Here is a 23405-nt window from a genome sequence, read left to right as displayed (position 1 = left end):
GAAAGGAGAGACAATGAAGTTTAAGACATTGGGAAATCGGAATGCTCCCGCTGTTTTGTTTTTTCACGCAATGGGCGTGACGGGGGAGAGCAGCGAACCGGTTGCAAACTATTTACAGGATCGGTATTTCTGTATTTTACCTACCTCCACCGTGTACTGCAAAGGGCAGAAATATGTCAGCAAGGCAGACGAGATTCGTCAGGTGGAAGCATATCTGAAATCGCAGGGAGTGGAACGCCTTGAACTGGTTGTGGCTTCCTCAATCGGTGCCGACCTTGCCATGGCTTTTTTAACAGGCACGAAGCTGCCCATCGGACATGTTTTCTTTGACGGCGGGCAGTTTGCACAAATCGGAAAAGGTACGCGCCGCATGATGACACCGTTTCTGTATCTGGCCATCAAGAGCCTGTACTGGTCAAAGGGCGGCACATTGAAAAAGATCCTGTGGTGTGACGATGATTCCATAAAGCCGTATTTTATAGCCGCAGGGAAAAATCTGACCTACACAAATTTGCGGCGACAGATTCTGGACAGCCTGGAGGATAAACCCTTTCCAGCACTTTCCGAAGAACTGCAAAAGCATCTCTATTTCGAGTTTGGCAGCATAGAAGATCATTTCAAATACCGTCAAGCGGTGATAGAAGCCTATCCCTGCGGCCATTATCCCGTCTTTGAGGGATACGACCACATGCAATATCAGATTCGTGATCCGAAGGGCTTTGCTGAAATGCTGGCATTTATCGCTGCGCATGACGGTATGCCGAAGCTGCCGTTTATCAGAAAGTGAGAGGACCCGATATGAAATACAAAATCGAGAAAAACACCGTGCAGGAGACGCTGATCCTCCCGCTGTATTCCCGGAAGCTGTGTACCGAGCTGTATCCGAACCTTTACCAAGACGAAACAGCGGTTCGGTTGCTCGACCAGATCGACTACGATTTTTCGCAGGCAGAGGAAAACTCCCGCAGCCTGATGCAGCGGTTCGGTGCGCTGGAGGTCGCCATGCGGCAGAATGACCTTGCCTTTGAGGTGCAGGCATACCTGAAAACGCACCCCTGTGCGGCGGTAGTCAATCTGGGCTGCGGGCTGGATAACACCGGCAGAGCCTGCGACAACGGCAGATGCAAGATCTACAATCTGGACTTTCCGGATGTGATTGCCTTGCGGCAGCAGCTTCTGACCGCCGGGGAGCGGGAGCAAAACATCCCCTGCGACCTGAAAGACCCCGCATGGCTTGACAAGATCGATGCCTCCGGCGGGGCGGTGTTCTTTGCCTCCGGGGTGTTCTATTACTTCCTGACGGAGCAGGTCAAGGCGCTGGTGCAGGGGATGGCAGATGCTTTTCCCGGCGGGGTGCTGGTGTTCGATGCCGCCAACCGCACGGCGGTAAAGATGATCGCCAAAACGTGGCTCAGGACGGCGAAAATCAAGGATGTGGGAGCATATTTCGCGGTTTCGGACGCTCCCAAGGAGATTGGCGAGTGGGACAACCGCTTGCAAGTGACAAGCAGGGGCTATATGATGGGCTACAACGATTTGAAAGATCCTTCTGTCAGCGGCTTTTTCCGATTCCTCGCAAAGGTCGGGGACAACGGGATGAAAATGCAGATTGTGAAGATCGGATTTGGAGACAGACAATGAAATATGCCGGAATGCCCTTTGGAATGTGGGTGCTGTTTTCAGGCTCCTTTCAAAAGCAGCTGACCGCGGTGCTGGGCTATGATGCAGCCACCGCAAGAGCCATCACGAAAAAGGCAAAGCCGCAATACCGGCAGATCATTCGCAGGCTGCCGGAGTTTGAAAAAGCGGACCGCTTCAAGATGAACATCGTCAACTGCGCAATGCTCGGCGCGTTCATCCTCTCCATGCCGCAACGCCCAGAGGTGGACAGGCTGACGGATTACTACGCAAGATCCATGATGACAAAGCCCATGCAGTGGTTCTGCCGCAAAAGCGGAAAAAGCAAGTTCACCCCAAAGGATATTGCCGCCCTGAAAGCCGCCGACCGCAACCCCTACTCGTGGAACATGGGATTTTACGAATACCCGGATGGCAGCGGCTACGAGGGACGCTTTACAAAATGCGGCATCTGTGTGCTGATGAAGGAACTGGGGCTGTACGACCTGACCCCTGCTTTGTGCCATCTGGACTACACCATGAGCGAAGCAGGCGGTGTGACAAATTTTGTGCGGCAGTATACCCTTGCTTCCAGCGGGCCCTACTGCGACTGCGGGTACAAAAAGAAAGGGTAACGGACGATGCTTGTCAAGTCGATAACAGAGGAAGAAATTTACGGTATTGGCCATACCTTCGGCTATTATGACTATGAAGAGGAAACAGGAATGTCCGCTGCCTTTTCCGGGAAAGAAGCCACGGCAAACTATATCTGCGCTTATGTGCGCGGGGTGCTGCGGGGCGGTTTTCTACATACCACCAACGAGCGGGGCGAGGGCTATATCGCCTATAAGCTGCCGAAGGAGAAGATGGGCCTCAAGACCATGTGGCCCATCGCCTGTGGAATGCTGTACAACTCCACCCTGAAACGCCTTCTGCAATTTGGTATTGCCATCAAGCGGGGCGGGGCCTCCCTGCAAGACCGCATGGACAAGGAAAAGAAGCCCTACATCTTCGTTGGACTTGTCTGTGTGCGGGAGCAGTATCAGGGGCAGGGCTATATGCGAAAGGTGCTGGACCTTGCCTTTGCCGAGGGCGACCGGCTGGGCGTGCCGGTGATCCTGGAAACGGATGCAAAAAGCAAGTGCGACAAATATGTGCATCTGGGTATGGAACTTGCCGAAACGCATGATCTTGGCACATATGGCAAGCTGTATGACCTGATTAAGTACCCGGAGCCGACCAAAGCAAACGGGACAGTGTGAGGAGAGGCGGTGCAATGAAGAAAGAAAAACAAAACTGTTTATCCGCTGGTGCATATGATAAAACCAAAGGGAGTTCTGCCCGGACCTTCGTCCGTGACGGAACTCCCCTTTTTTAGCTTTATAGAAAAACCATAAGTCATCTGCCACGCTCAGCGGAGCAAAAACCACACACCCAGCAGGATCGCAAGGAAGATCAGGTTGGACAGGGTGAACAGCCCAAAATACCGCTTCTTCCCCTGTGGCAGCTCCCGTGCGATCTGCCGGTAGGAAATAAGACTGGCCATGGATGCGATCAAAGTGCCAAGACCTCCGAGATTGGTGCCGATGATAAGGGCTTGTGTCTCTGCCGTGAACCCGGACAGCAGCAGGGCGGCGGGAACATTACTGGTGACCTGCGAAGCAAGAACCGCCACAAGAACTTCCCGGCCGGTCAGAAACTCCTGCAGCCAGCCGGAAAAGGCCGGAATGCGCCCCAGATTGCCAATGAAGATGAAAAAAGCCACAAAGGTCAGAAGCAGGGAATAGTCCACTGCCCGTAAGGTGTGCGGGTCTGCAAAAAGAACGCAGACGAGTACAGCGACAAAGGCAATGCCATAAGGCAACACCCGGATCACGGACAGCAGGCAGACGGCAAACAGAACCAGATACAGCAGGATGATCTTCTGATCTCCCTGAGATGCAGAAGAAGAAACAAGCTCGTCCACGGAGAGGGCGTCAGAGGCTTTCCGGCAGACCAGCGCTGCCCAAGCCAGCAGCAGGAGCAGAGAGACCAGGGTGTAGGGCAGCATAAGAAGAACAAATCCCCCGATGCTCATGCCGCTTTTTCCGTAAAGATAGAGGTTCTGCGGGTTGCCGATGGGGGTCAGCATACTGCCAAGGTTTGCCGCAATGGTCTGCATACAGACCACCGGGATCAGAAGAGCGCGGCGGACATCCGCTCCCAGACGGCTCAGGACCACGAACGTAAAGGGAACGAAGGTCAGCAGGGAAACATCGTTGGTGATGAACATGCTTCCGAAAAAGCACAGCCCGACCAGTACCAGCGTCAGCTGAAAGGTGCTGTGGGTACGGGACAGCAATGCCCGGCCCAGTCCATCAAAAAAGCCCTGCCGCCGCAGCCCGGCCATGACCGTCATCAGGGAAAACAAAATCGCCAGCGTGCGCAGGTCGATGTAGCCGAGATACTGCGCATCCGGCAGAACAAAGAAGGCGGAGACAACGGCCAGCACAGCGGCTGCGGTGAGGACCGTTTCCTGCTGAATGAATTGTTTGAGTAGTTTCATAGAGACACATCCTTGTAATTGTAAAGGCTGCCCTGCTGCGGTGCCGGACGGCCTTTCTTCGTATTTCAGAGCAACAGCTCAAACGACCCGATCATCAGCGGCATGGTCAGGATGGAAAGCAGCGTGCTCAGGACATAGATCGCACTGGAATGAGAAGCATCGCGGTCATAGAGCTGAGCCATGGAGGTAACAGTAGCACAGGCAGGGGTGATGGCGGCAAGGTAGACCGTCATCAGGATGTTCTTGCCGTCCGGTATCCAAAGGGATGCGTGAACTGCCCAAAGCAGCAGAACGATGACCAGCGGAACACCCAGCAGACGCAGAAATACCGGCAGATAGTTGCGCGGGGTGCAGAAAACCTTTTTGAGGGGGACTTCCGCAATGGCCATGCCTGCCAGCAGCATTCCCATGGGGCCGATCATATTGCCGACACTGCTCAGTGTGCTGGTGATCGGGGCAGGCAGCGAGATGTGCAGCAGGTACAGCAGTGCACCGGCTGCAATGGCAATCAGGTTGACATTGGTAAGGAGCTTGCGCCATTCCAGCTGTGCAGAGCCCTGCAGGCAGGCACTGGCATGGGTCCAGAGCAGCACCAGCTGTACAATGACAAAGGCGCAGGAGTAGACAACATATTCCTCCCCCAGCAGGGCCTGCACGATGGGAATGACCAGCGCGGCGGCATTGCTGTAAATGATATTGACCTGCTCCACGGCGTCCAGCTTGAGAGCTTTGCGGAACAGCGCATTCAGAAGCAGAAATACAACGTGCATTCCAACGGCGATGCCCATGGAATAAAGCAGCCCGGTGCGGATCTCCGGTGTATCCTTGATCTGAAAGGCGTTCAGAACGACACAAGGCATGACCAGATAGACAAAGACCACAGACAGCACCTTACTGTCCGATGCCTTCAACAAGCCGGTTTTCACAACGGCATATCCCATCAGCAGGATCAGGAACAGCTGCGCAATCTGCTGCATCAATAAAAGGCTGATTTGCATTTAGATCTCCTCTTTTGCAATTCGTTTTTGCAGCACCATCCTACTCCATTGGAGGGACATCGTCAAGAGAATCCAGAGAAAAAACGTGTTTCAGAAGGCTGGCATAGAGCATTTTTATGCTCAAAGCAAAAGGCAAAGGGAGTTCTGCCCGGACATTTGTCCGCGACAGAACTCCCTTTTTGATTCGCAGAGTAAACCACAAGCGATGCTTGTGCATTAAAAACACAAACTGCTATAAACTACTTCATTCTCCTTTTTTTTCGCTGTTTACAATAGCCTGTACCTTGGTGGGCAGACCATAGATGCTGATAAAACCGGTAGCATCACTCTGCTTGTAGTCGCCGCCGGCAGCAAAAGTTGCAATGTCCTCACGGTAGAGGGAATACGGAGACCAGACACCGGCATTGATCATGTTGCCCTTGTACAACTCCAGACGCACCTTACCGGTAACGTTTTCCTGCGTGGAGGTGACGAAGGCACTCAGAGCTTTGCGCAGGGGGCTGAACCACTGGCCGTCATAGACCAGTTCACCAAATGTGATGGCCAGCTCGCGCTTTTTGTGGGCAGTGAGCTTATCCAGAGTCAGAGTTTCCAGCACCTCATGAGCCTTATAGAGAATGGTACCGCCGGGCGTCTCGTACACACCGCGGCTCTTCATGCCCACCAGACGGTTCTCCACCACATCGTACAGGCCGATGCCATTGCGGCCGCCGATCTCATTCAGCTTGGCAATGAGGACGGCGGGCTTCATCTTTTCGCCGTTCAGGCTCACCGGCACGCCCTTTTCAAATGCCAGCTCCACGAACTCGGACTTGTCCGGTGCGGTCTTGGGGCTGACACCCAGCTCCAAAAAGCCCGGCTTATCGTACTGCGGCTCGTTGCCCGGGTCCTCAAGGTCAAGGCCCTCATGGCTCAGGTGCCACAGGTTCTTATCCTTGGAGTAGTTGGTCTCGCGGTTGATCTTCAGCGGGATGTGATGTGCCTCGGCATAGTCGATCTCTTCGTCACGGCTCTGGATATCCCACTCACGCCACGGAGTGATGATCTTCAGGTCCGGTGCAAAGTGCATGATGGCCAGTTCAAAGCGCACCTGATCGTTGCCCTTGCCAGTGCTGCCGTGGCACACGGCATCTGCACCCTCGGCACGGGCGATCTCCACCACACGCTTTGCCAGAATGGGTCGTGCAAAGCTGGTGCCCAGCAGATAGCCCTCGTAATCGGCCCCGGCCTGCATGGTGGGGATGACGTAATCCTCCACAAATTCATCGGTCAGATCTTCTACGTACAGCTTGGAAGCACCGCTTGCCTTGGCGCGCTCTTCCAGACCTTCCAGCTCGCCCTTCTGGCCCACATTGCCGCACACTGCAATGACCTCGCAGTTGTTGTAATGCTCTTTCAGCCATGGGATGATAATGGAAGTATCCAGACCGCCGGAATAGGCCAGCACGACCTTTTTGACCTCAGACATAGGAACTGCCTCCGTTCAAACCAACTTATATACTTTTCGATTTCCCTCGTGCAATTTCATGATTGCAGTGTCCATTATCCGGGCACTTGGAAAATGTGTAAAAAGTGTTCTGCATATAGCAGCAATATGAAAGCAGTATTTCACAGTGTGGCATTATGAATCTATAATAGGTAGCTGGAAATAAACAGAAAGAGGGTCTTTTTGATGGCAACGATATTTCCAAGAGAAGAAAAGGCAGAGGCACTGTTCGGGGAGATCCTGAAAAATCCAGAAGCCTGCCACCGCCTGATGGATACCTTCAACGACTCGCTGGACATGGCAGACGTACTGGATGCGCCGGCCGTGAGTGCACAGCAGTTTGCCGCAGCACTGTTCAATGCCTACGAGAACAAGGATCTGTCTGCCTTTCTGATGGCGATCTGCCAGCACAGTATGTTTGACCTGCTACGGAACGCTGCCCTGATCCCGTTCAAATTCAACGCCGATGGTCAGCCGAACCCGGTGATCCTGACGGATGATGCCGGCGTTCTTTTGCCGAACAACAAAGTTGCCGTGAGCAGCAAAGTATACGACCGGTTCATCCGGGTGTTCCAGAAGCAGGAAAAGGTAAAAATGTACCTTGCCAGCGGCTACTGCAAGTATCACGGCTACGACGAAGGCTCGATGGATGTGGTGGAGTACCACTACAACCAGCATTTGGGGCTGCTGCTGATCTACGAACTGCCGGACACCGTGAAGCAGAAGGTAACGGAAGCGGAGGCCTACTCCACCGTCTGGGATATCCAGATGAAACTGCAGCACGCACTGCCCCGTTCCGTGGTCTACTATGGACAGGATACGCTCAAGGACGGAGGAACCCGCTACGATGAACTTGGCGTTTTTCTGCCGCTGGAACACTTTGCCGACCGGCTGGAACGCCATGTGGAAACTGCTACCAAGATCGTTTACGGCGAGTAAACGCCCTGTAAACGAACTCCTTTTATAAGTGCATCACAGCAAAACAAAACGCAGCGAACCGTTAAAAGATTCGCTGCGTTTTGCCTTATATGAGAGAATGGAAATGCTGCACATCAGGTGCAATAACGGAAAGTCTTGTCAGTGACAATACGGGCGAAGATCAGCCCTAACGGCAGTGCCACGATGATGAGAATGGCATCTGCAAACCATGTGGCGGAGTCCATCAGAGACAGGATGCCCAGATTATAGATGGCACGGTAGAAATACAGTCCCGGTACCATGATAACGATGGACGGCACGGTGACGGAGATGCGGGGATAACCGGCGGCGCTCTTCAGGCAGGAGGCCAGCAGTCCGGACAGCAGTGCGCCCAGAAACGCTGCAACAGCGGGCGGAAAGCCCGCAAGGCTCACCAGCTCCAGCCGGAACGTGTTCGTTACCGCACCGATAAGGGCGGCGCAGACTGCCAGGTTCCGGGGACTGTTGAACATGAGCGAAAAGCCGAACACACCGCCAAAACTTGCCAGCAGCCGGAACACGATCTCTTCCGGGAGTGTCAGGCTCAGGGCAGGGAACTGCACCGGCTGCAAATGCAGCAGCAGTGCCATGATCCAAGCCGTCATGGTTGCCACCAGAATGATGAGGACGGCGTAGGCCAGACGTTCCAGCCCGGAGCGCATATCCAGCTTGGCAAGGTCGATGCCGCTGGTAATGAACGGAAAGCCCGGAATGATGAAGAGCATGGAGCAGATATACCCCGCCTCGTGCTGCGCCGATACGGCAAACAGCACCTCTGCCAGCTTCAGCAGGATGGCATACACGAGGCTTGCTGAACAGACCGATGCCGTAATGCCCAGAAACAGGGTGAAATGGTGCTTTGTCAGCTTGCATCGTACAAAGTTGCCGATGCCTGCACCGCAGAAGGCACACAGCATTTCCACAATGCCGCCGCCCAGCAGAAAGGTGAAGCAGCTGCAGGCCAGTGCAGCTGCAAAGCCCAGTGCGATGGGCGAATACAAGCCGTGGATGCGCTCGATCTCATCGAGGTGGCTGTGCAGTTCTTCGCCGGTCATAAATTTTCCTTCCCGGTCGAAGTCGTTGACGAAATGCTCCAGTCGGTTCAGCCGGGAGGTATTCACGCCCGTATTTGTCAGACAGAGTGACTGGGTATAACACTGGTCACCGTCAAAGCAGGTGAACTCAATGGACAACAGGCCGATGTCCGCTGTTGTTGTGACTCCCAGCTCCCGCGAAAGGGTGTTCATGGAGCTTCGGACACGCCATGCGCCGGTGCCGCATTCCAGCAGCATCAGCCCGGTGCGTCCAATGACGGAGGCTTTTTCCACAAGCCCTGCCTCGGTAATGGGGACGCCCTTGCTGGCCGACGCATAGTCGTGCCAGTAGACTTCCATGTGATTTTTGATGATCTCACTTTGCCGTTGTCCCATACCGGAAAGCCTCCTTTGTGATATGGGAATGTTGCAGCCGTTTCAAGACTGCGGTGCTATTATAAGGGAAATTGCAGGGCGGGTAAAACGTATCTTGGATATGCCGGCAATGTTCGTTTGGTATTTCAAAGAAGAAAATACGTTGCGTTTTAGAAGTCGCATAGAAAGACATCCCGTCTGAGGGCAAAGCGAAGGTTTTGCTTTTAGGCGGGATTTTTTTTGCGTTTTCGAGGGCGTTGTATACAATACATGGACTAAGAGGGCGGGTAACTTGGACTACGAGTCCATAAACTTTTCTGCGAAAATACGATACAATTATGTCACGGAAACGGACCGGGCCCGAGAGGGAGAGGAAACCGGAGCCGACGAACCTTGAAAATTGAATATGCAGCTTCAGGTACTTCCAGACAATGAAACTTCCGTAATTCGCGGCCCGGCCATAAAGAAGGCGGGGTGGCCGAGAGGCCAATGGAGTGGTGCAAATCCACCGCCTGAATGTTTCCCTTTCTCAGGGGTGCCGGGGCAAATTAAGAGAGACCATACAAAACCTTTTCCAAACGCCGTTCAGGGGGAACCCGGACGGCGTTTTTTATATATCAGCGAAAAGGAGTATGCAAATGAACCGCAGAAATATCAGACAGGTGGACGAATCCACACTGACGACCCTGTGTGCGGTCTGCCGGGGAGCCTTTCAAAGTGCAAAAACCGTTCAGCTCCGCAGGGCAAACCCCAGACAGGTAAACAAGGATGTCTGCACCTATTGCCAGACACGCTACGGGTTTGACTATTACGTTTTGCCCGTTGTCCGCAGCCCGAAAATGACCGGAAGGAGGGAATACCGTGAAACTGAGCCATCTTAAGATCGACCCGGAGTTCCAAAGCAAGATCCCGCCGCTGCAATTCGAGGAAGAGCAGCAGCTTGAGCAGAACATCATTACAGAGGGCAGGCTCCTGAACCCCATCATCGTGTGGAATGGCTACATTCTGGATGGGCACACCCGCTACCGCATCCTGAAAAAGCATGGCTTCATCAAGTACGAAGTGGAGGAGATTCAGCTTGCAAACAGGTACGAAGCCCTTGCATGGATCTGCAAAAATCAGCTTGGCCGCCGGAACCTCAGCCCGGAACGGAAGAAATTCCTTCTGGGCAAAGAGTACGAATCGACAAAGCTGGCAGTGGGCGGGCAGCCCGGAAATTGCAATCCTGTAAAACGATGTGGTCAAAATGACCACATCGTTTCGGAAAAACGTACTTGTGAACGCATTGCTTCCGAGCACGGCGTTGGAGAAAAGACGGTGCGACGTGCCGAAAAATACTCGCGGGGTATAGATGCCGCTGAGGAAGCAGTGCCCGGAGCACAGGAGGAGATTCTGACCGGGCGCATCAAGGCAACGGATGCACAGATCGCTGCTTTGCCTGCGATCCCCAAGGAAGAACGTCCGGCCATTTTGGAGGAGCTTCGGAAAGGAAAAGACAAACGGAACGAGGCATTGCTTTCCAGATTGAAGCCGGAGCGTCCGCCGCCAAAGCCTGCGCCGCCGAAACCTCCGGAACCGCCGGAACCTCCGCGGAACGAGGAACCCGCAGCACGGGAGCCGGTGACACCCTCCCCACCGGAAGAGGAAATCGAACCTGCCAGCAACGGACCACCAAGTTTTCTTCAGAAGATACAGGGACACAAGCGCCATCTCTCGGAGGAGGACATGGTACGGTTGAAGGCATCGGTGGACAGCCGGTACCGAGACCGCATTGCAAAAAGTGGTTCCATCATGCTGTGCGAGCTGCAAGGCGCAGCAGAGGATTTTATGTTCCGATGGGGCGTTGTTTTTCAGAACTACCCGGATGTTTTATCCAATGAAACCAGCAGGGAAGAAGTTTCTGCACTGATCGACCGAATGACGACCTACCTGAACACTGTAAAGGAGATGTAAATATGTTGAATTCCAACCTGAACCTCAGCACCCTGCCCGAATGCACCTTTACCTACCAGATCGTGAACAGCGCATTGCTCTTCCCCTGCATGGAATACCAGCGCCTTCTGCACACGGAGAAGGTGGCATCCATTGCGGAGAACTTCTCGGAGTACATTGCAAATGATCCGAAGGTCAGTTTCCGGGATGGCCGCTATTACGTTTTTGATGGTCAGAACACGGTGGAGGCACGTCGGGCCTGCAACGGCGGTAAGGACCTGCCCATCCGCTGCAAGGTTTTCCTTGGTCTGAGCAAGGAGGACGAGGCAACGCTCTTTGCGCTGCAGACCGGCATTTCCAGCTGCCTGACGGCGGGCGAACGGCTGCGTGCCAATCTGGTGGCAAGAAACCCGGATGCGATCCACTTTGTGAGAGCCACCGTAGATACCGGTGTGGAGTTTGCCTACGACGGCATCCGGGCAGCCTGGAAGATCTATTGCATCGAAACAGCATACGAACTCTACAAGCAGTACGGCAGGGAACGCTACATTGAGATGTTGAACATCATCAACGAGGCGTGGAGGGGCAATGTGGATGCCTACCTTGCCGGGGTGATCCGGGGCGTGACTCGTTTTATCTCCGTCTATGAGGGCGAATACGACCGGGAGCGTCTGGTGCAGCAGTTGGCACGGACCCACCCCAAGACCATCACCCAACTGGCGCAGAAGGATACCGGCAGCTCTGCTAACCGTCATATGCGGCAGATTCTCCGCCTCTATAACGGTGCCAGCCGTAGATCGAGCCTGCCGCTGAAAAACTGACGATTTCATTCTACCTCCTGAACGACAGCCGTCGCTGGCACCAGCCTGCGCCGGCTGTTTCTTACATAAAAAGAAGGAGGTTGATTTTATGTTACCGAACAATTGGAGATATCTCAGGGGGGGGACATCTACTATGCAGACATGGAGCCGCGTATCGGCTCGGAACAGGGCGGGAAACGCCCTGTGGTAGTTCTGCAGAACAACATTGGAAACCGTCATTCGCCTACATTGATCGTTGCAACTGTTACCACCCGGACGGAAAAGAAGAAAAACCAGCCCACCCATGTGCTGGTGGATTCCAACCCGGCCTTTGAAGAACCGTCCATGATTCTTCTGGAGCAGATCTTCACGATCGATAAATCCCGCATCGAACGCTTTATGGGCTATGCCAGCAAGGCTGAAATGCTCCGCATTGATATGGCTTTGCTGGTCAGTCTGGCTCTGAACGTTCTGAGCGGAAACCACAGCGAATAGCGGACAACCAGTAACCCGTAAAAATGAGGTGATAGCGATGTAACCGGAGGTGAGTGAGCCATGCGAAAGAGTGCCCCCATTGAAGTGGTGGTACATTACCCCAAAACGAAAGAGGGATGGGACGAACTCGGAAAACGGGTCGCAACCGCCCACGCCAACTATGTGATCGAAAAAATCGACCGTCTGAACTGCCCCACATGGCAGAAGCTGGAACTGTATCAGGCAGTCATTGATACCACCAAGGGTACCTATAAGCCCAAGGAACACCAGAAGCCCGGCCGATAAGAAAAGCCCAACACAGGTGCTTTCTCATGGAACGTTCGTTGGGGAGAGGATAGCAAATGAGCTTCGGATGCACTTCCGGAGGGAGCGGAAAAGCGGGACCACCGTGTCGTTGCAGGAAACGCTGGAGGCGGGCAAGGACGACACGGCGCTGACCCTCTCGGACGTGCTGCAGGACAGCTTCTGCATGGAGGACAGCTGTGAGCAACAAGACGAGGCCCGGCGGCTGCGGCAGCTCATCGAAGGGCTTCCGGCGCGGGAACGGAAGCTGATCCTGCTGCGGTATGGTCTTTCCGGCCAGCCGCCGCTGACCCAGCTGGAAACTGCAAAACTGCTGGACATCAGCCGCAGCTATGTTTCCCGTCTGGAAACTCATGCGCTGGAACTTCTGCGGGAAGGGTGGGGCGGATGCCGGTAAAAATTTTGACCTTCATCGCGGAGTGCTTTCACACCGAGGCGAAAAACGCCGCCTGGAACGCATCCAATTCCTCGAACCGGTACAGGCGGTTCAGCGCTTCCACCAGCTCCTTTTTGGAAAGACGCGGCGGCAGGCCCAGGGCGTTGAGCAGCGCATATTTCCGCTCGGCGCTGCCCGGCCTGCCGGAAATCCCCCACTCGTAGAGGTCGGTATAGGTGATGGCCCGGCCCTCCGGGCGGGGGCAGCTGCACCAGCCTCGGCACCGAGGGCGTCTTTGAGCGCCTGCAGCACGATGGCATCGTCCACGCCCTCGACCCCCAGCAGGCCCTCCTTGCCGGGCTGCTCCTTGCGCTTTTCCTTGCCGTGGATCGCGGGCACATAAGCCTGAACCACATTCTTTTCTCCCACCAGATTGGTGATGTAGGTGCGGATGCGGAAGCCTGCTGCGTCCGAATCCGTGAGCAGGATCAGGCCGTTTTTCTGCGCCAGCGCCTTGAACAGCTGCTGGCGCTTTTTATCCTTATAAATGCCGAATCCGTCGGTCAGAAGGATCAGCGCGTCCGTCAGGTGGGAAAGGCGGGCCGCATCGTATTTGCCTTCCACCACCAGCACCCGGTCGGTGTGGAGAAGTTCTCGTTCACTCATCGTCCGCTCCCCGCCAGCGCCAGACGGCAGAGAGCTGCTTCCAGTAGTACCTCCGCGTCTACGGGCTGGCTTTTCAATGATCTGTCCAGATCCAGCAGGACCTGCAAGCAGGCTTCCAGCTGGCCGAGGGTGTAGTGGCTGGCGGTCTCGGCCGACCGCTTGAGCCGGTAATCACTGCCCTTATAGCCAAAATCCTTGAATACCGTGCTGTAGCTCTTGCGTCTGGCGCTGCCCAGCTTGACCCGGTACAGATCCACATAGCTGCCGATCATGGCCGCTGTAATGGCAATGGGCTCCTGCTGCAGCCGGAGCAGAGCCTGTAATTTTTTGCAGGCCCCGGTGGCGTTTTTGGCTGTGATCATCCGGGTCATCTCGAAGACATCAGCCTCCAGGCTCACGGTGCCCATCTCAGCCACCATGGCCGCAGTGACGGTCTGGTAGCCAGAGAGGGCGCAGAGTTTGTCCACCTCGTTTTCCAGCAGGAAGGGGTCCTCGCCGCAGCGTTCCAGCAGGGCAGTGGCGGCGCCTTCGGGCAGGGTAGCACCCTGCGCTTTGGCCCGCTCGATCATCATCACCTTGAGTTCATAGGGCTTGGGTTTGGCCAGCTCTTCGGCATAGCCGAGCTTTTTGCAGGCAGCGGTGAGCTTCTGCGCCCGTTTGCCGGTCTTGAGCTTGCCGCGCTCCAAGGGAAACACGCTGCCCAGCACCACCACAGCATTTTCCAGACTGGAAAGCGTTTCGCACAGCGCATCCAGATCTTTGTCGCTGTAGGCGGCGGGGTCCAGTTCGGGCAGGACCACCACACGCCGGGTACCAAAAAATGAGATGGTGCCCGCCGCCATGATGAGCTGTTCCAGCTCCGGGGCGGCACCGTCCAGCACGGTGGCTTCTTCGTCGCTGTCGGCCGAGAGCAGCCGCACGGCAGCCGCCACGGCCTGCCGCACCAGATACCGTTCACTGGAATAAAAATAGTAGACCGGACAGCCGCTTTCTGCCAGCTGCCGGAGCTTTGCTTCCGTTGCCAAAAGGGAGACCTTCTTTCGTTTTTGCGGGGGATCTTCTGCCCCGCAGATGCCGGGATATTCGATACCCATAGTGTAGCGGAGTTGCGGAGCGTTGTCAATGCGCAGTGCACAGGGGCCGGGCAAAAAATGCTGCCTGCCCGGACGCAAAAAATGCCGGGGCGGGGCTTTTCGGGAACGGAAAAACATGATATACTGAAAACGCTTTTCTCAAACATTCGGCAAAGAGGAAACGAACGGAAATGCAGGGTGCCGACCCTGCCGGAAGTAAAAAATGCCCGGCCTCCGCGGGCCGCGAAAGGATGAAGCCATTACGAAACGTGCCAAATTTACGTTGCAGCTGCAGTACAACTCCCCGGTGATCCTCACATTTTTCCTGCTGTCACTTCTGGTGCTGTTCCTCGACCAGTGGACGGACGGGTGGACGACGATGCATCTGTTCTGTGTCTACCGCTCCTCGCTGAAGGACCCGCTGTTCTACATCCGGCTGTTCGGCCATGTGCTGGGCCATGCCAGCTGGGACCACTTTCTGAATAACATGCTCCTGCTCCTCGTCATCGGCCCACCGATGGAGGAAAAATACGGCAGCATCCCGCTGCTGGAGGGCATCGTCTTCACGGCGCTGGTGTCCGGTGTGCTGCAATGCGCACTCTTCCCCCGCACGGCCCTGCTGGGCGCGTCCGGCATCGTGTTCATGCTTATCATGCTTTCGTCGCTGGCGGGCTTCTCCGGCGGCATCCCGGTCACCATGCTGCTGGTTGCAGCGCTGTACTTTGGTCAGCAGGTGTACGATATCATTTTTGTGCACGACAATGTAGCAAACTTCATGCACATTGTGGGCGGCTTATGCGGCACGGGGTTCGGCTACTTCTACGCCCTGCGCCCCCAAAAACGCCGCAAGGCGTCCGGGGCAAAGCCGGGCCTGAAATTTGAAAAGACCTCCCGGCACAGGAGCCGGTAAAGCAAAAGATCCCCTTCCGCGCGGCAGGACCATGCGGAAGGGGATTTTTGTGCAGATGCGTTACAGTGTCTTGCAGAACTCCTTCAGGTAAGCGCGGAATTCTTCGCCGATCTCCGGATGCTGCAGGGCCAGCTCCACCTGTGCCTCTACCACCTTGAGCTTGTTGCCCATGTCGTAGTGCTTGCCGGTGAACTCTACGGCCGTCATGCCGCCGCGGGTGCGGGCATACTCGGCCATGGCATCGGTCAGCTGGATCTCGCCGCCTGCGCCGGGCTTGGTGTGGGCAAGGATCTCGTAGATCTCCGGGGTCAGCAGCACGCGTCCCAGAATGGAGTAGTTGCTGAACTCCTGTCCCTTCTTGGGCTTCTCGATCATGTCGTCCACAAAGAAATAGTTGTCGTGGATGGGGGTGGTCTTCAGGCTGCAGTACCGGCTCACATCTTCCCATGGCACTGCGGAAACGCCTGCCGCCGGGCGGCCGAACTCCTCGTAGGCGCGGATCAGCTGAGCACACACCGGGTCCTCGCCCCAGATTACGTCATCGCCGTAGATGACAACGAAGGGATCGTCGCCGGTAAAGGCTTTTGCCATGCTCACGGCGTGGCCAAGGCCCAGGGTCTGCTTCTGGCGCACAAAGAGGATGTTTGCCATGTTGGCGATGCCAAGGCACTCTTCCAGCGCCTTTTCCTTGCCGGGCTTTGCCAGCTTTTCTTCCAGCTCAGGGCTGCGGTCGAAGTGATCCTCGATGATGCTCTGGTTGCGGCCCAGAATGATGAGGATATCGGTGATGCCGGAACGGACGGCCTCTTCCACCAGATACTGGATGGCGGGCTTGTCCACGATGGGCAGCATGCCCTTGGGCATGGCTTTGGTGGCGGGCAGCACGCGGGTGCCAAGACCGGCGGCAGGGATGACGGCTTTGGTGACTTTCTTCATGATTCAAAACTCCTTCGTAGAACTATCGCAGGCTGGGTGCATCAGCCGTAGACCAGATTGAGCAGGGCGTCCACATTGGGGCCCAGCAGCAGGGTGCTGGCGCTGCCGATGACCATCAGCAGCAAAAAGCAGCCGAACACCGCCGCAAAGCTGACGCCGCCCTGTGCGGCCAGAACGGCCTTGCGCTGGGCTTCGTCCGGGAATTCGGAGCGGATCTTCCGGATGCGGTCTGCCGCGCTCTTGCGGTAAAGCCACTTGCCGTACATGCCGCGCACGACCATGAGCAAAAAGCTCAGGGCCGAGCACAGGCGGGCCAGTATGACCATCGTGGAATCGCTCAGAGCGGGGGCCATGGTGCTGCCGGTGAGCTGCATCAGCTGCAGCAGGGTGGGCACGGCCAGCAGCAACTCAGCTGCCAGAAAGCCGAACGCGGGCTTCCATGCCTTGCGGTAAAAGAAATAGAACGGCCCGAACAGCAGTGCCGAAAAACTCATGGAGATCTTGCTGTGCGCCAGCTGCATCCGGCAGTAGGTGCTCAGGTAGGCGGGGGACGCAGGGCCGATGTAGCTGGCCCAGTCCTTGCAGGGGATGCCGTCCAGCATCTCGTCCTTGCCAAAGGCGGCCTCATAGGCCTGCCGCATGGGGTCCTGGGGCATGGAGCCGGTCTCCTGATACTGGCGGTACAGGCTGGAATAATCAAAATTGCCCTCGCCGGGGCCGGCCGTGCGGTCGGCAGGCTCTTCGGCCCCTTCCGGCGGAAGAACGGCACCGCAGCAGCGGCAGCGCTCTTCGGTGCGCAGGGTGCGTTCGCCGCAGGCAGGGCAGGTGCACAGCTCGGATTCCTGATACGGGAACTTCCATTCGTATCCGGCGGCATGAGCCGGGCTGTGGATGCAGCGGCCAAGCTTTTCGTAGCACTCGCGGTGATAGGGTGCGCCGCAGTCCGGGCAGACCACGATATCATCGGTCAGCGCCAGCGGTCTGCCGCAGCCTTCGCAGGGACAGCCATAATATTTCGGCATAACTTCCTCCCATAAATGGTACTTGATGCTATTATACTCCCATCCCGGAGAAAAGAAAAGGTGAAAATCTTCAAAATTCCAGCAGGATAATCCATTTACCCCTTTACTTTAGCATAGATTCTCGGTATACTAATGAAGTATCTGTGTATAAACTGTGTCTTTTTGTAGCCCTCTCAGCCATCGCTGCGCGATGCCAGCTCTCCCGCAGGGAGAACCCCTGGCGGCCGGCTTTTGTGTTTGCCAGAATGCAAAGCGCGATGGACCCATGAGAAATAAGGGCGATACTTCTTATTTTTGAGAGGATATTGAGAATGATCACGATTGACGAACTGAAGGTGCAGCTTGCCGATTACGGCAAGGCGGTCAAGGACTTGGAAGAAGCCCTTGCCATTGATGCCTCCCGCAAGCGCGTGCAGGAACTGGAGCACACCATGAGCCGCCCCGGCTTTTATGATGATGCAGACCTGAGCAAGAAGGTCTTTGACGAGGTGGGCGACCTGAAGGGCAAGCTGAGCCGCTTTGAAAAGCTGCAGGGCCTGTACGATGATGCCGAGACCATGCTGGAAATGCTGGATGAAGAATACGACCCCGCCATGATCCCCGAAGCAGAGGAGTCTGTGAACGCTGTGGGCAAGGCAGTGGATGAGCTGCAGCTGATGACCATGCTGAACGGTGAGTACGACCACAGCAACGCCATCCTGACCTTCCATGCCGGTACCGGCGGCACCGAGGCACAGGACTGGGCCGAAATGCTGTACCGCATGTACAATAAGTGGGCTTCCAACCACGGCATGACCGTGGAGGTCCTGGATTATCAGGACGGTGATGAAGCCGGCATGAAGAGCGCCTCCATGATGGTGAAGGGTGCCAACGCCTACGGCCTGCTCAAGAGTGAGAACGGTGTGCACCGTCTGGTGCGCGTGTCGCCCTTTGACGCCAACGCCCGCCGCCAGACCAGCTTTGCTTCGCTGGAAGTGATGCCCGAGCTGGATAACACCATTCAGGTGGATATCCGCCCCGAGGACATTGAGATGCAGGTGTACCGTTCCTCCGGTGCCGGCGGCCAGCACATCAACAAGACCTCTTCCGCTGTGCGTCTGATCCACAAGCCCACCGGCGTCGTGGTCAGCTGCCAGACCCAGCGCAGCCAGTTCCAGAACCGTGACTACGCCATGGAAATGCTGAAGGCAAAGCTGTATCAGATCGCAAAGCAGCAGCACATGGATAAGATCGACGACATCAAGGGCGTGCAGAACGAGATCGCATGGGGTCATCAGATCCGCAGCTATGTGTTCATGCCCTACACCATGGTCAAGGATCACCGCACCAACTACGAGACCGGCAATGTGGATGCCGTGATGGACGGCGATCTGGACGGTTTCATCTTCGCATACCTCAAGGCCGCAAGCCGCGGGGAATTGCAGGACACCTAAATCTTACCGATAAGCAAAAAAGCCACGCGAAAGCGTGGCTTTTTCTTTTGCATGTCTTACGCCAGATCCGCCAGGATGTCCGGCCAGAGAGCCTGCTCCTGGTGCATGACGGCAAATGCGCAGTCAAGAAACATCTTGTTGACGGCGGCGATGATGGTGCTGCGGAGCAACAGCTTCTCCTCTCCGGCGTCCGCGGCCAGATCCCGGATGGTGTGGGTCAGGCCGAACACATAGGGCAGGCAGTTTTCCACTTCCTCGCAGAAATAGTCGTAGGCCTGCGCGGCAGAGTAGTGCTGGCGCTGCATTTTGAAGAGGGTGTCGATGTTTTCCATCGAGAGCACCGTTTTGGAGACGACGATGTAGATCAGGCCGGCCAGCTGCTCACGGGTGTATTTTTTCTTGATGGGGTGGCCGATGATCCCTTTCTTGACGTAGTTGCTCACCATGGAAGCCGTGAGCTCCACCCCTGGAAATGCACGAAAATACCCATTGACGTACTGGACGGTCTGGTCGAGATACAGCCCGACGGAAGGCAGTTCTGCGTACCGCGGCAGGGCAAAATCCACGGCGCAGGCCGCTATGCGGCGGTTGGATTCATTGTTCATGCGGATAGTATAGCGTATTTTTCCGGCAGGGTCAACCGTCTTATGAAAACTTTTTGAAGATTTCCAAGAAACGGTTGACAGGTTTTTGAAAAACTGATATCATAGCTTCGACAACATGAAAAATGCGGCGGATTTTGCCGCTGGAATGGAGATACTGCTTATGAAGACCCGGATCGTTGTGGATTCTGCCGCAAGCCTGTATGCACTGGATGGCGTGGATTTTGCCTGTGTGCCCCTGAAGATCATCACCGATCACGAGGAATACCACGATGACGGCACGCTGGATGCGGTGGGCATGGCCACGACCCTGCGCACCTATAAAGGAAAGACCTCGACTTCCTGCCCCAACGTCGGCGACTGGCTGGCTGCTTACGAGGGAGCCGATGAGGTGTACGCCATCACCATCACCGGTACGCTGTCGGGCAGCTGCAATGCGGCCCAGCTGGCGGCGGAGGAATACCAGCAGGAGAACCCCGGCAAGCGGGTCTTTGTTCTGGACAGCCTGTCCGCCGGGCCGGAGCAGGTCCTGCTGGCCGAGCATCTGCGGGATGAACTGGCTGCCGGCAAGGAGTTTGACGCCGTCTGTGAAGAGATGCTGCGCTACCACAAGCACACACATCTGCTGTTTTCGCTGGAATCGCTGGCCAATCTGGCCCGCAATGGCCGTGTGAAGCCTGCTGTTGCCGCTGTGGCACGGATGCTGGGCATCCGGGTCATTGGTCAGGCCAGTGAGAGCGGCGAACTGGAGGTGCTGTGCAAGACCCGCGGCGAGCACGGTGCACTGGAGCGCATCGTGCTGGAGCTCAAGGAGCACGGCTACACCAACGGCAAGGTGAACATCTCCCACTGCGGCAACCCTGCCGCTGCCGAGCGCCTGAAGCACATGATCGAGGCCGTCTTTGAGGGGGCCAGAGTCGTGGTGACGGAGTGCGGCGGCCTGTGCAGCTACTACGCTGAGCAGGGCGGCCTTCTGATCGGATACGAGGACGGAGAGGCTTGAAAAATCACCCGGACCGCGCTATACTAACTCCATCTTAAAGGGCCGCGCAGCGGCGGGGGAGGTACAGCGTGTTCAGACTGCCGATCGTTAAATTTTTCAGCCGCATTCTGAACCGCGTCACCATCACGGTGGTGTTGGTGGCATTGCAGCTGCTGTGGCTGCTCTGGGCGTTCTGGGCCTTTACGGCGGGCCGGGTCTGGCTGAACGGCCTGCTCAAGGCGCTGAGCATCGTCATCGTGCTCTACCTCGTCCGGAAAGACGAGAACAGTGCCTATAAGATCGGCTGGATCGTCCTCATCGGCCTGCTGCCGCTGCTGGGCGGTGCGCTGTATCTGGCCTTTGGCAACAAGGCTCCGGCCAAGGGGCTCCGCACCCGGATGCGGAAGGTGGAGCAGGCCCACATGGCCGATCTTACGCCCCGGCCGGACCAGACCGACACGCTGGACCGCGTGGAGAAAAACCTGAGCCATTACGTGGAGACCTACGGCCCCTACCCGGCGTGGAAGCACACCGCCACTCACTATTTCCCCTGCGGCGAGGCCATGTATCCCAGGCTTCTGGAAGACCTGGAACGGGCGGAAAAATTTATCTTTCTTGAATTCTTCATTGTAAAGTCGGGCACGATGTGGGACGGCATCGAGGCCATCCTCAAGCGGAAAGCCGCCGAGGGCGTGGATGTGCGCCTGATCTACGATGATTTTGGCAGTCTGCTGGGTCTGCCCAGCGACTTCGTCATCCGGATGGAGCGCAGCCATATCCGCTGCATCCCGTTCAACCCGGTGATGCCGCTGCTCTCGCTGGTGATGAACCACCGCGACCACCGCAAGATCGTAGTCATTGACGGTACGGTGGCCTACACCGGCGGCGTGAATCTGGCAGATGAGTATATCAATGCGGAGCAGCGCTTTGGCTACTGGAAGGACGCCGCCATCCGGCTGGAAGGGGCGGCGGTCTGGAATTTTACCGTCATCTTCCTCAACTTCTGGAACGCCTTCCGCCCGCAGGAGACGGACTACGCACCCTTTGCGCCGACCCACCTGCCGGAAAGTTCGGACGGCATCGTGCAGCCCTACGCGGACAGCCCGCTGGACGAGGAACCGATGGCCGAGACGGTGTACCTGAACATCCTTGCGCAGGCACAGCGGTATGTTTATATCTACACGCCCTACCTTGCCGTGGGCGAGGAAATGCTGGACGCACTGAAAAACGCGGCCAAGCGCGGGGTGGACATCCGGCTGGTGCTGCCGGGCATCCCGGACAAAAAGCTGGTGTTCCGGCTGAGCCGGTCGTACTATCTGCCGCTCCTCCGGGCGGGCGTCCGCATCTACGAGTACACCCCCGGCTTCCTCCATGCAAAATGCTACGTCAGTGACGACCATCTGGCCGTAGTGGGCAGCATCAACATGGACTACCGCAGTTTGTTTTTGCACTTTGAGTGCGGGGCGCTGCTTTACAGCAACAGTCAGGTCATCGCCCTGCGGGACGATGTACGGGCCACGCTGCCGCAGTGCCGGGAGGTGCAGCTTTCCGACTGCCGGACTTCTCTGCCGGGTACCCTGCTGGACAGCATCCTGCGGCTGCTGAGCCCGCTGCTGTAAAACCCTCTCCGTCAACGCCTGATGGCGAGCGAAGCGAGACGGAGAGGGGAAAACTACTGACGAATAAGAAGGGCCCTGCCGGATATACTACTTCCAAACCCATCGGGAAAGGGAGCGTATCTATGAAAAAAAGCAAGGCTCTTTGGGGCTGTGTGCTGGCAGCAGCCCTGCTGCTGGCCGCCTGCGGAAAACCGAACGCCGGGTCGTCCGGCTCTGGAAGCATGAGCGGGAGCGGCGCGGCCTCGCAGACGACCGCCGCCTGGAAGACCGGCCTCGGTGTCGTCGTGGAAACGGAAGACGAAGACCGCACCGGGAGCATCCGGCTGGCGGCTGCGGCAGTGCTGCTGGATGGCGACGGCAAGATCGCAGACGTGGAGCTGGATGAGCTGGAAACGACCATCGGGGCCGACGGCACCGGCGCGGTGCACCTGCCCACAGATTACCGGACCAAGCGGCAGAAAGGGGCGGACTACCCGCTGGCAGAGGCCTCTTCGCTGAAAAAAGGCTGGGCGGAACAGGCGGATGCCTTCGCGGACTACCTGACCGGCAGGACGCCGGAGCAGGTGTCCCTGCTGAAACTGGACAACGACGGCAAGCCCACAGACGCTGACCTGCTGGCCGGCTGCACCATCGCGGTGGACCGTTACCGCGACGCGGTGGTCAAGGCCTGCACCAATGCCAGGGGGCTGGGCGCGGCCAAAGGCGACCGGGTGTCGCTGGGCGTGGAGGCGGTGAATGGCTCTTCGGATGTGACTGCGACCGATGACCGGGACGTCAACGCGGAAATCGACATCAGCCTTGTGGCCCTGACGCTGGACGCCGAGGGCCGTGTGACCAGCGCCGTGGCAGACATGGCTGAACCGGCCCTGACGGTGGCGTCCGATGGCGGCATCACTGCGCCGGACAAGGTGGAGACCAAGGTGGAACTGGGCGACAGCTACGGGATGCGGGGCGCTTCCTCCTTAAATAAGGAATGGTACGAGCACAGCGAGGGCTTTTGCGGCTACCTCAAAGGAAAGACCCGTGCGGAGGTCGCCGCCATCCCGGCAGACGGCTCGGACGCCGACCTGATGGCGCTGTGCACCATCTCGGTGACCGACCTCCAAAAGGCCGCGCTGGACGCGATGCGAACCAAATAACGCTGCAAAGCACTTCACAAGAGCTTTTTCCGGAAGGGAAAGGCTCTTTCTGTTTGCGCGATTCGCACAGAAAGCACACCGGAAAGAGAACGTATTCCGGCATTG

At 56.7% G+C, this 23405-nt stretch carries 24 protein-coding genes and 1 pseudogene; 15 read left to right on the top strand and 10 right to left on the bottom strand.

Annotated features, from left to right (window positions below; all coding sequences use genetic code 11):
- The first annotated feature begins 13 nt into the window (after positions 1 to 13).
- Genes ACNQFG_RS13800 through ACNQFG_RS13785 form a run of 4 tightly spaced genes read left to right on the top strand, consistent with a single transcriptional unit; the run spans position 14 to position 2879 of the window.
- Positions 14 to 787, top strand: coding sequence for an alpha/beta fold hydrolase (locus ACNQFG_RS13800; RefSeq protein WP_412289568.1), 774 nt, complete (start codon positions 14 to 16; stop codon positions 785 to 787).
- Between the two features lie 11 nt (positions 788 to 798).
- Positions 799 to 1641: a class I SAM-dependent methyltransferase gene (locus ACNQFG_RS13795; RefSeq protein WP_423405278.1), complete on the top strand. Its 843-nt coding sequence runs from the start codon at positions 799 to 801 to the stop codon at positions 1639 to 1641.
- Positions 1638 to 2252, top strand: a complete 615-nt coding sequence (locus tag ACNQFG_RS13790; protein ID WP_423405277.1) for an L-2-amino-thiazoline-4-carboxylic acid hydrolase — start codon at positions 1638 to 1640, stop codon at positions 2250 to 2252. The genes ACNQFG_RS13795 and ACNQFG_RS13790 overlap by 4 nt, the downstream gene beginning before the upstream one ends.
- Positions 2253 to 2258: 6 nt before the next feature.
- Positions 2259 to 2879 (top strand): N-acetyltransferase, encoded by a 621-nt coding sequence (locus ACNQFG_RS13785; RefSeq protein WP_423405276.1) that lies wholly within the window; start codon positions 2259 to 2261, stop codon positions 2877 to 2879.
- A 149-nt stretch (positions 2880 to 3028) separates the two neighbouring features.
- Here the strand turns inward: ACNQFG_RS13785 and ACNQFG_RS13780 are convergent, their stop codons facing one another.
- The 3 genes from ACNQFG_RS13780 to ACNQFG_RS13770 form a co-directional block, all read right to left on the bottom strand.
- A complete protein-coding gene (locus ACNQFG_RS13780; protein WP_423405275.1) occupies positions 3029 to 4162 on the bottom strand; it encodes an SLC13 family permease in 1134 nt (377 codons plus the stop codon).
- A 65-nt stretch (positions 4163 to 4227) separates the two neighbouring features.
- Positions 4228 to 5160 (bottom strand): AEC family transporter, encoded by a 933-nt coding sequence (locus tag ACNQFG_RS13775; RefSeq protein ID WP_423405274.1) that lies wholly within the window; start codon positions 5158 to 5160, stop codon positions 4228 to 4230.
- A gap of 244 nt (positions 5161 to 5404) precedes the next feature.
- A complete protein-coding gene (locus ACNQFG_RS13770; RefSeq protein ID WP_423405273.1) occupies positions 5405 to 6628 on the bottom strand; it encodes an argininosuccinate synthase in 1224 nt (407 codons plus the stop codon).
- 204 nt (positions 6629 to 6832) lie between these two features.
- Between ACNQFG_RS13770 and ACNQFG_RS13765 the strand changes: the two genes are divergently transcribed.
- A complete protein-coding gene (locus ACNQFG_RS13765; protein ID WP_097781449.1) occupies positions 6833 to 7585 on the top strand; it encodes a DUF4866 domain-containing protein in 753 nt (250 codons plus the stop codon).
- Between the two features lie 113 nt (positions 7586 to 7698).
- On the opposite strand, the gene ACNQFG_RS13760 is transcribed toward ACNQFG_RS13765, so the two are convergent.
- Positions 7699 to 9033 (bottom strand): threonine/serine ThrE exporter family protein, encoded by a 1335-nt coding sequence (locus tag ACNQFG_RS13760; protein ID WP_005942733.1) that lies wholly within the window; start codon positions 9031 to 9033, stop codon positions 7699 to 7701.
- Positions 9034 to 9873: 840 nt separating this feature from the next.
- Between ACNQFG_RS13760 and ACNQFG_RS13755 the strand changes: the two genes are divergently transcribed.
- The 5 genes from ACNQFG_RS13755 to ACNQFG_RS13735 all read left to right on the top strand — a co-directional run bounded on the left by ACNQFG_RS13755 (position 9874) and on the right by ACNQFG_RS13735 (position 12939).
- On the top strand, positions 9874 to 10965 hold the full coding sequence (locus ACNQFG_RS13755; RefSeq protein WP_302275725.1) for a hypothetical protein: 1092 nt from the start codon (positions 9874 to 9876) through the stop codon (positions 10963 to 10965).
- Positions 10966 to 10967: 2 nt separating this feature from the next.
- On the top strand, positions 10968 to 11765 hold the full coding sequence (locus ACNQFG_RS13750) for a DUF6551 family protein (RefSeq protein WP_423405272.1): 798 nt from the start codon (positions 10968 to 10970) through the stop codon (positions 11763 to 11765).
- Between the two features lie 102 nt (positions 11766 to 11867).
- Positions 11868 to 12239 carry a type II toxin-antitoxin system PemK/MazF family toxin gene (locus ACNQFG_RS13745; protein ID WP_423405271.1) on the top strand — a complete coding sequence of 124 codons (372 nt, stop codon included), beginning with the start codon at positions 11868 to 11870 and terminating at the stop codon, positions 12237 to 12239.
- A 60-nt stretch (positions 12240 to 12299) separates the two neighbouring features.
- Positions 12300 to 12524, top strand: a complete 225-nt coding sequence (locus ACNQFG_RS13740) for a hypothetical protein (RefSeq protein WP_423405270.1) — start codon at positions 12300 to 12302, stop codon at positions 12522 to 12524.
- Positions 12525 to 12540: 16 nt separating this feature from the next.
- On the top strand, positions 12541 to 12939 hold the full coding sequence (locus ACNQFG_RS13735) for a sigma-70 family RNA polymerase sigma factor (protein ID WP_423405269.1): 399 nt from the start codon (positions 12541 to 12543) through the stop codon (positions 12937 to 12939).
- 28 nt (positions 12940 to 12967) lie between these two features.
- Here ACNQFG_RS13735 and ACNQFG_RS13730 read toward each other — a convergent pair whose 3' ends face one another.
- The 3 genes and pseudogenes from ACNQFG_RS13730 to holA form a co-directional block, all read right to left on the bottom strand.
- Positions 12968 to 13129 carry a DUF4093 domain-containing protein gene (locus tag ACNQFG_RS13730; protein ID WP_423406595.1) on the bottom strand — a complete coding sequence of 54 codons (162 nt, stop codon included), beginning with the start codon at positions 13127 to 13129 and terminating at the stop codon, positions 12968 to 12970.
- A gap of 272 nt (positions 13130 to 13401) precedes the next feature.
- A pseudogene (locus ACNQFG_RS13725) lies at positions 13402 to 13584 on the bottom strand (DUF4093 domain-containing protein); the annotation flags it as partial.
- On the bottom strand, positions 13581 to 14609 hold the full coding sequence (gene holA, locus ACNQFG_RS13720) for a DNA polymerase III subunit delta (RefSeq protein WP_423405268.1): 1029 nt from the start codon (positions 14607 to 14609) through the stop codon (positions 13581 to 13583). The gene holA and the pseudogene ACNQFG_RS13725, both read right to left, overlap by 4 nt.
- Before the next feature lie 271 nt (positions 14610 to 14880).
- Between holA and ACNQFG_RS13715 the strand changes: the two genes are divergently transcribed.
- Positions 14881 to 15567 carry a rhomboid family intramembrane serine protease gene (locus tag ACNQFG_RS13715; protein ID WP_423405267.1) on the top strand — a complete coding sequence of 229 codons (687 nt, stop codon included), beginning with the start codon at positions 14881 to 14883 and terminating at the stop codon, positions 15565 to 15567.
- A 60-nt stretch (positions 15568 to 15627) separates the two neighbouring features.
- Here ACNQFG_RS13715 and ACNQFG_RS13710 read toward each other — a convergent pair whose 3' ends face one another.
- Entirely contained in the window at positions 15628 to 16503 is an 876-nt protein-coding gene (locus ACNQFG_RS13710) for a UTP--glucose-1-phosphate uridylyltransferase (protein WP_423405266.1), read from the bottom strand.
- A 41-nt stretch (positions 16504 to 16544) separates the two neighbouring features.
- A complete protein-coding gene (locus ACNQFG_RS13705) occupies positions 16545 to 17525 on the bottom strand; it encodes an RING finger protein (RefSeq protein ID WP_423405265.1) in 981 nt (326 codons plus the stop codon).
- 311 nt (positions 17526 to 17836) lie between these two features.
- On the opposite strand from ACNQFG_RS13705, the gene prfB reads away from it, so the two are divergent.
- Positions 17837 to 18958, top strand: a complete 1122-nt coding sequence (prfB, locus tag ACNQFG_RS13700; protein ID WP_097775423.1) for a peptide chain release factor 2 — start codon at positions 17837 to 17839, stop codon at positions 18956 to 18958.
- Positions 18959 to 19014: 56 nt separating this feature from the next.
- Here the strand turns inward: prfB and ACNQFG_RS13695 are convergent, their stop codons facing one another.
- The gene (locus ACNQFG_RS13695; RefSeq protein ID WP_097793335.1) at positions 19015 to 19563 is read right to left on the bottom strand and encodes a DUF1836 domain-containing protein; all 549 of its coding nucleotides are present in this window, start codon (positions 19561 to 19563) and stop codon (positions 19015 to 19017) included.
- 160 nt (positions 19564 to 19723) lie between these two features.
- Between ACNQFG_RS13695 and ACNQFG_RS13690 the strand changes: the two genes are divergently transcribed.
- From ACNQFG_RS13690 to ACNQFG_RS13680, 3 genes are all read left to right on the top strand, one after another.
- The gene (locus tag ACNQFG_RS13690) at positions 19724 to 20563 is read left to right on the top strand and encodes a DegV family protein (protein WP_423405264.1); all 840 of its coding nucleotides are present in this window, start codon (positions 19724 to 19726) and stop codon (positions 20561 to 20563) included.
- A gap of 68 nt (positions 20564 to 20631) precedes the next feature.
- Positions 20632 to 22161: a cardiolipin synthase gene (gene cls / locus ACNQFG_RS13685; RefSeq protein ID WP_423405263.1), complete on the top strand. Its 1530-nt coding sequence runs from the start codon at positions 20632 to 20634 to the stop codon at positions 22159 to 22161.
- Between the two features lie 122 nt (positions 22162 to 22283).
- Positions 22284 to 23300 carry a hypothetical protein gene (locus ACNQFG_RS13680; RefSeq protein WP_423405262.1) on the top strand — a complete coding sequence of 339 codons (1017 nt, stop codon included), beginning with the start codon at positions 22284 to 22286 and terminating at the stop codon, positions 23298 to 23300.
- Positions 23301 to 23405 lie beyond the last annotated feature (105 nt).

The organism is Faecalibacterium prausnitzii, assembly GCF_049532945.1.
Classification (GTDB): domain Bacteria; phylum Bacillota; class Clostridia; order Oscillospirales; family Ruminococcaceae; genus Faecalibacterium; species Faecalibacterium prausnitzii_N.
Note: the sequence above shows the minus strand (reverse complement) of the source record. Positions and strands in the feature narration are given on the sequence as shown.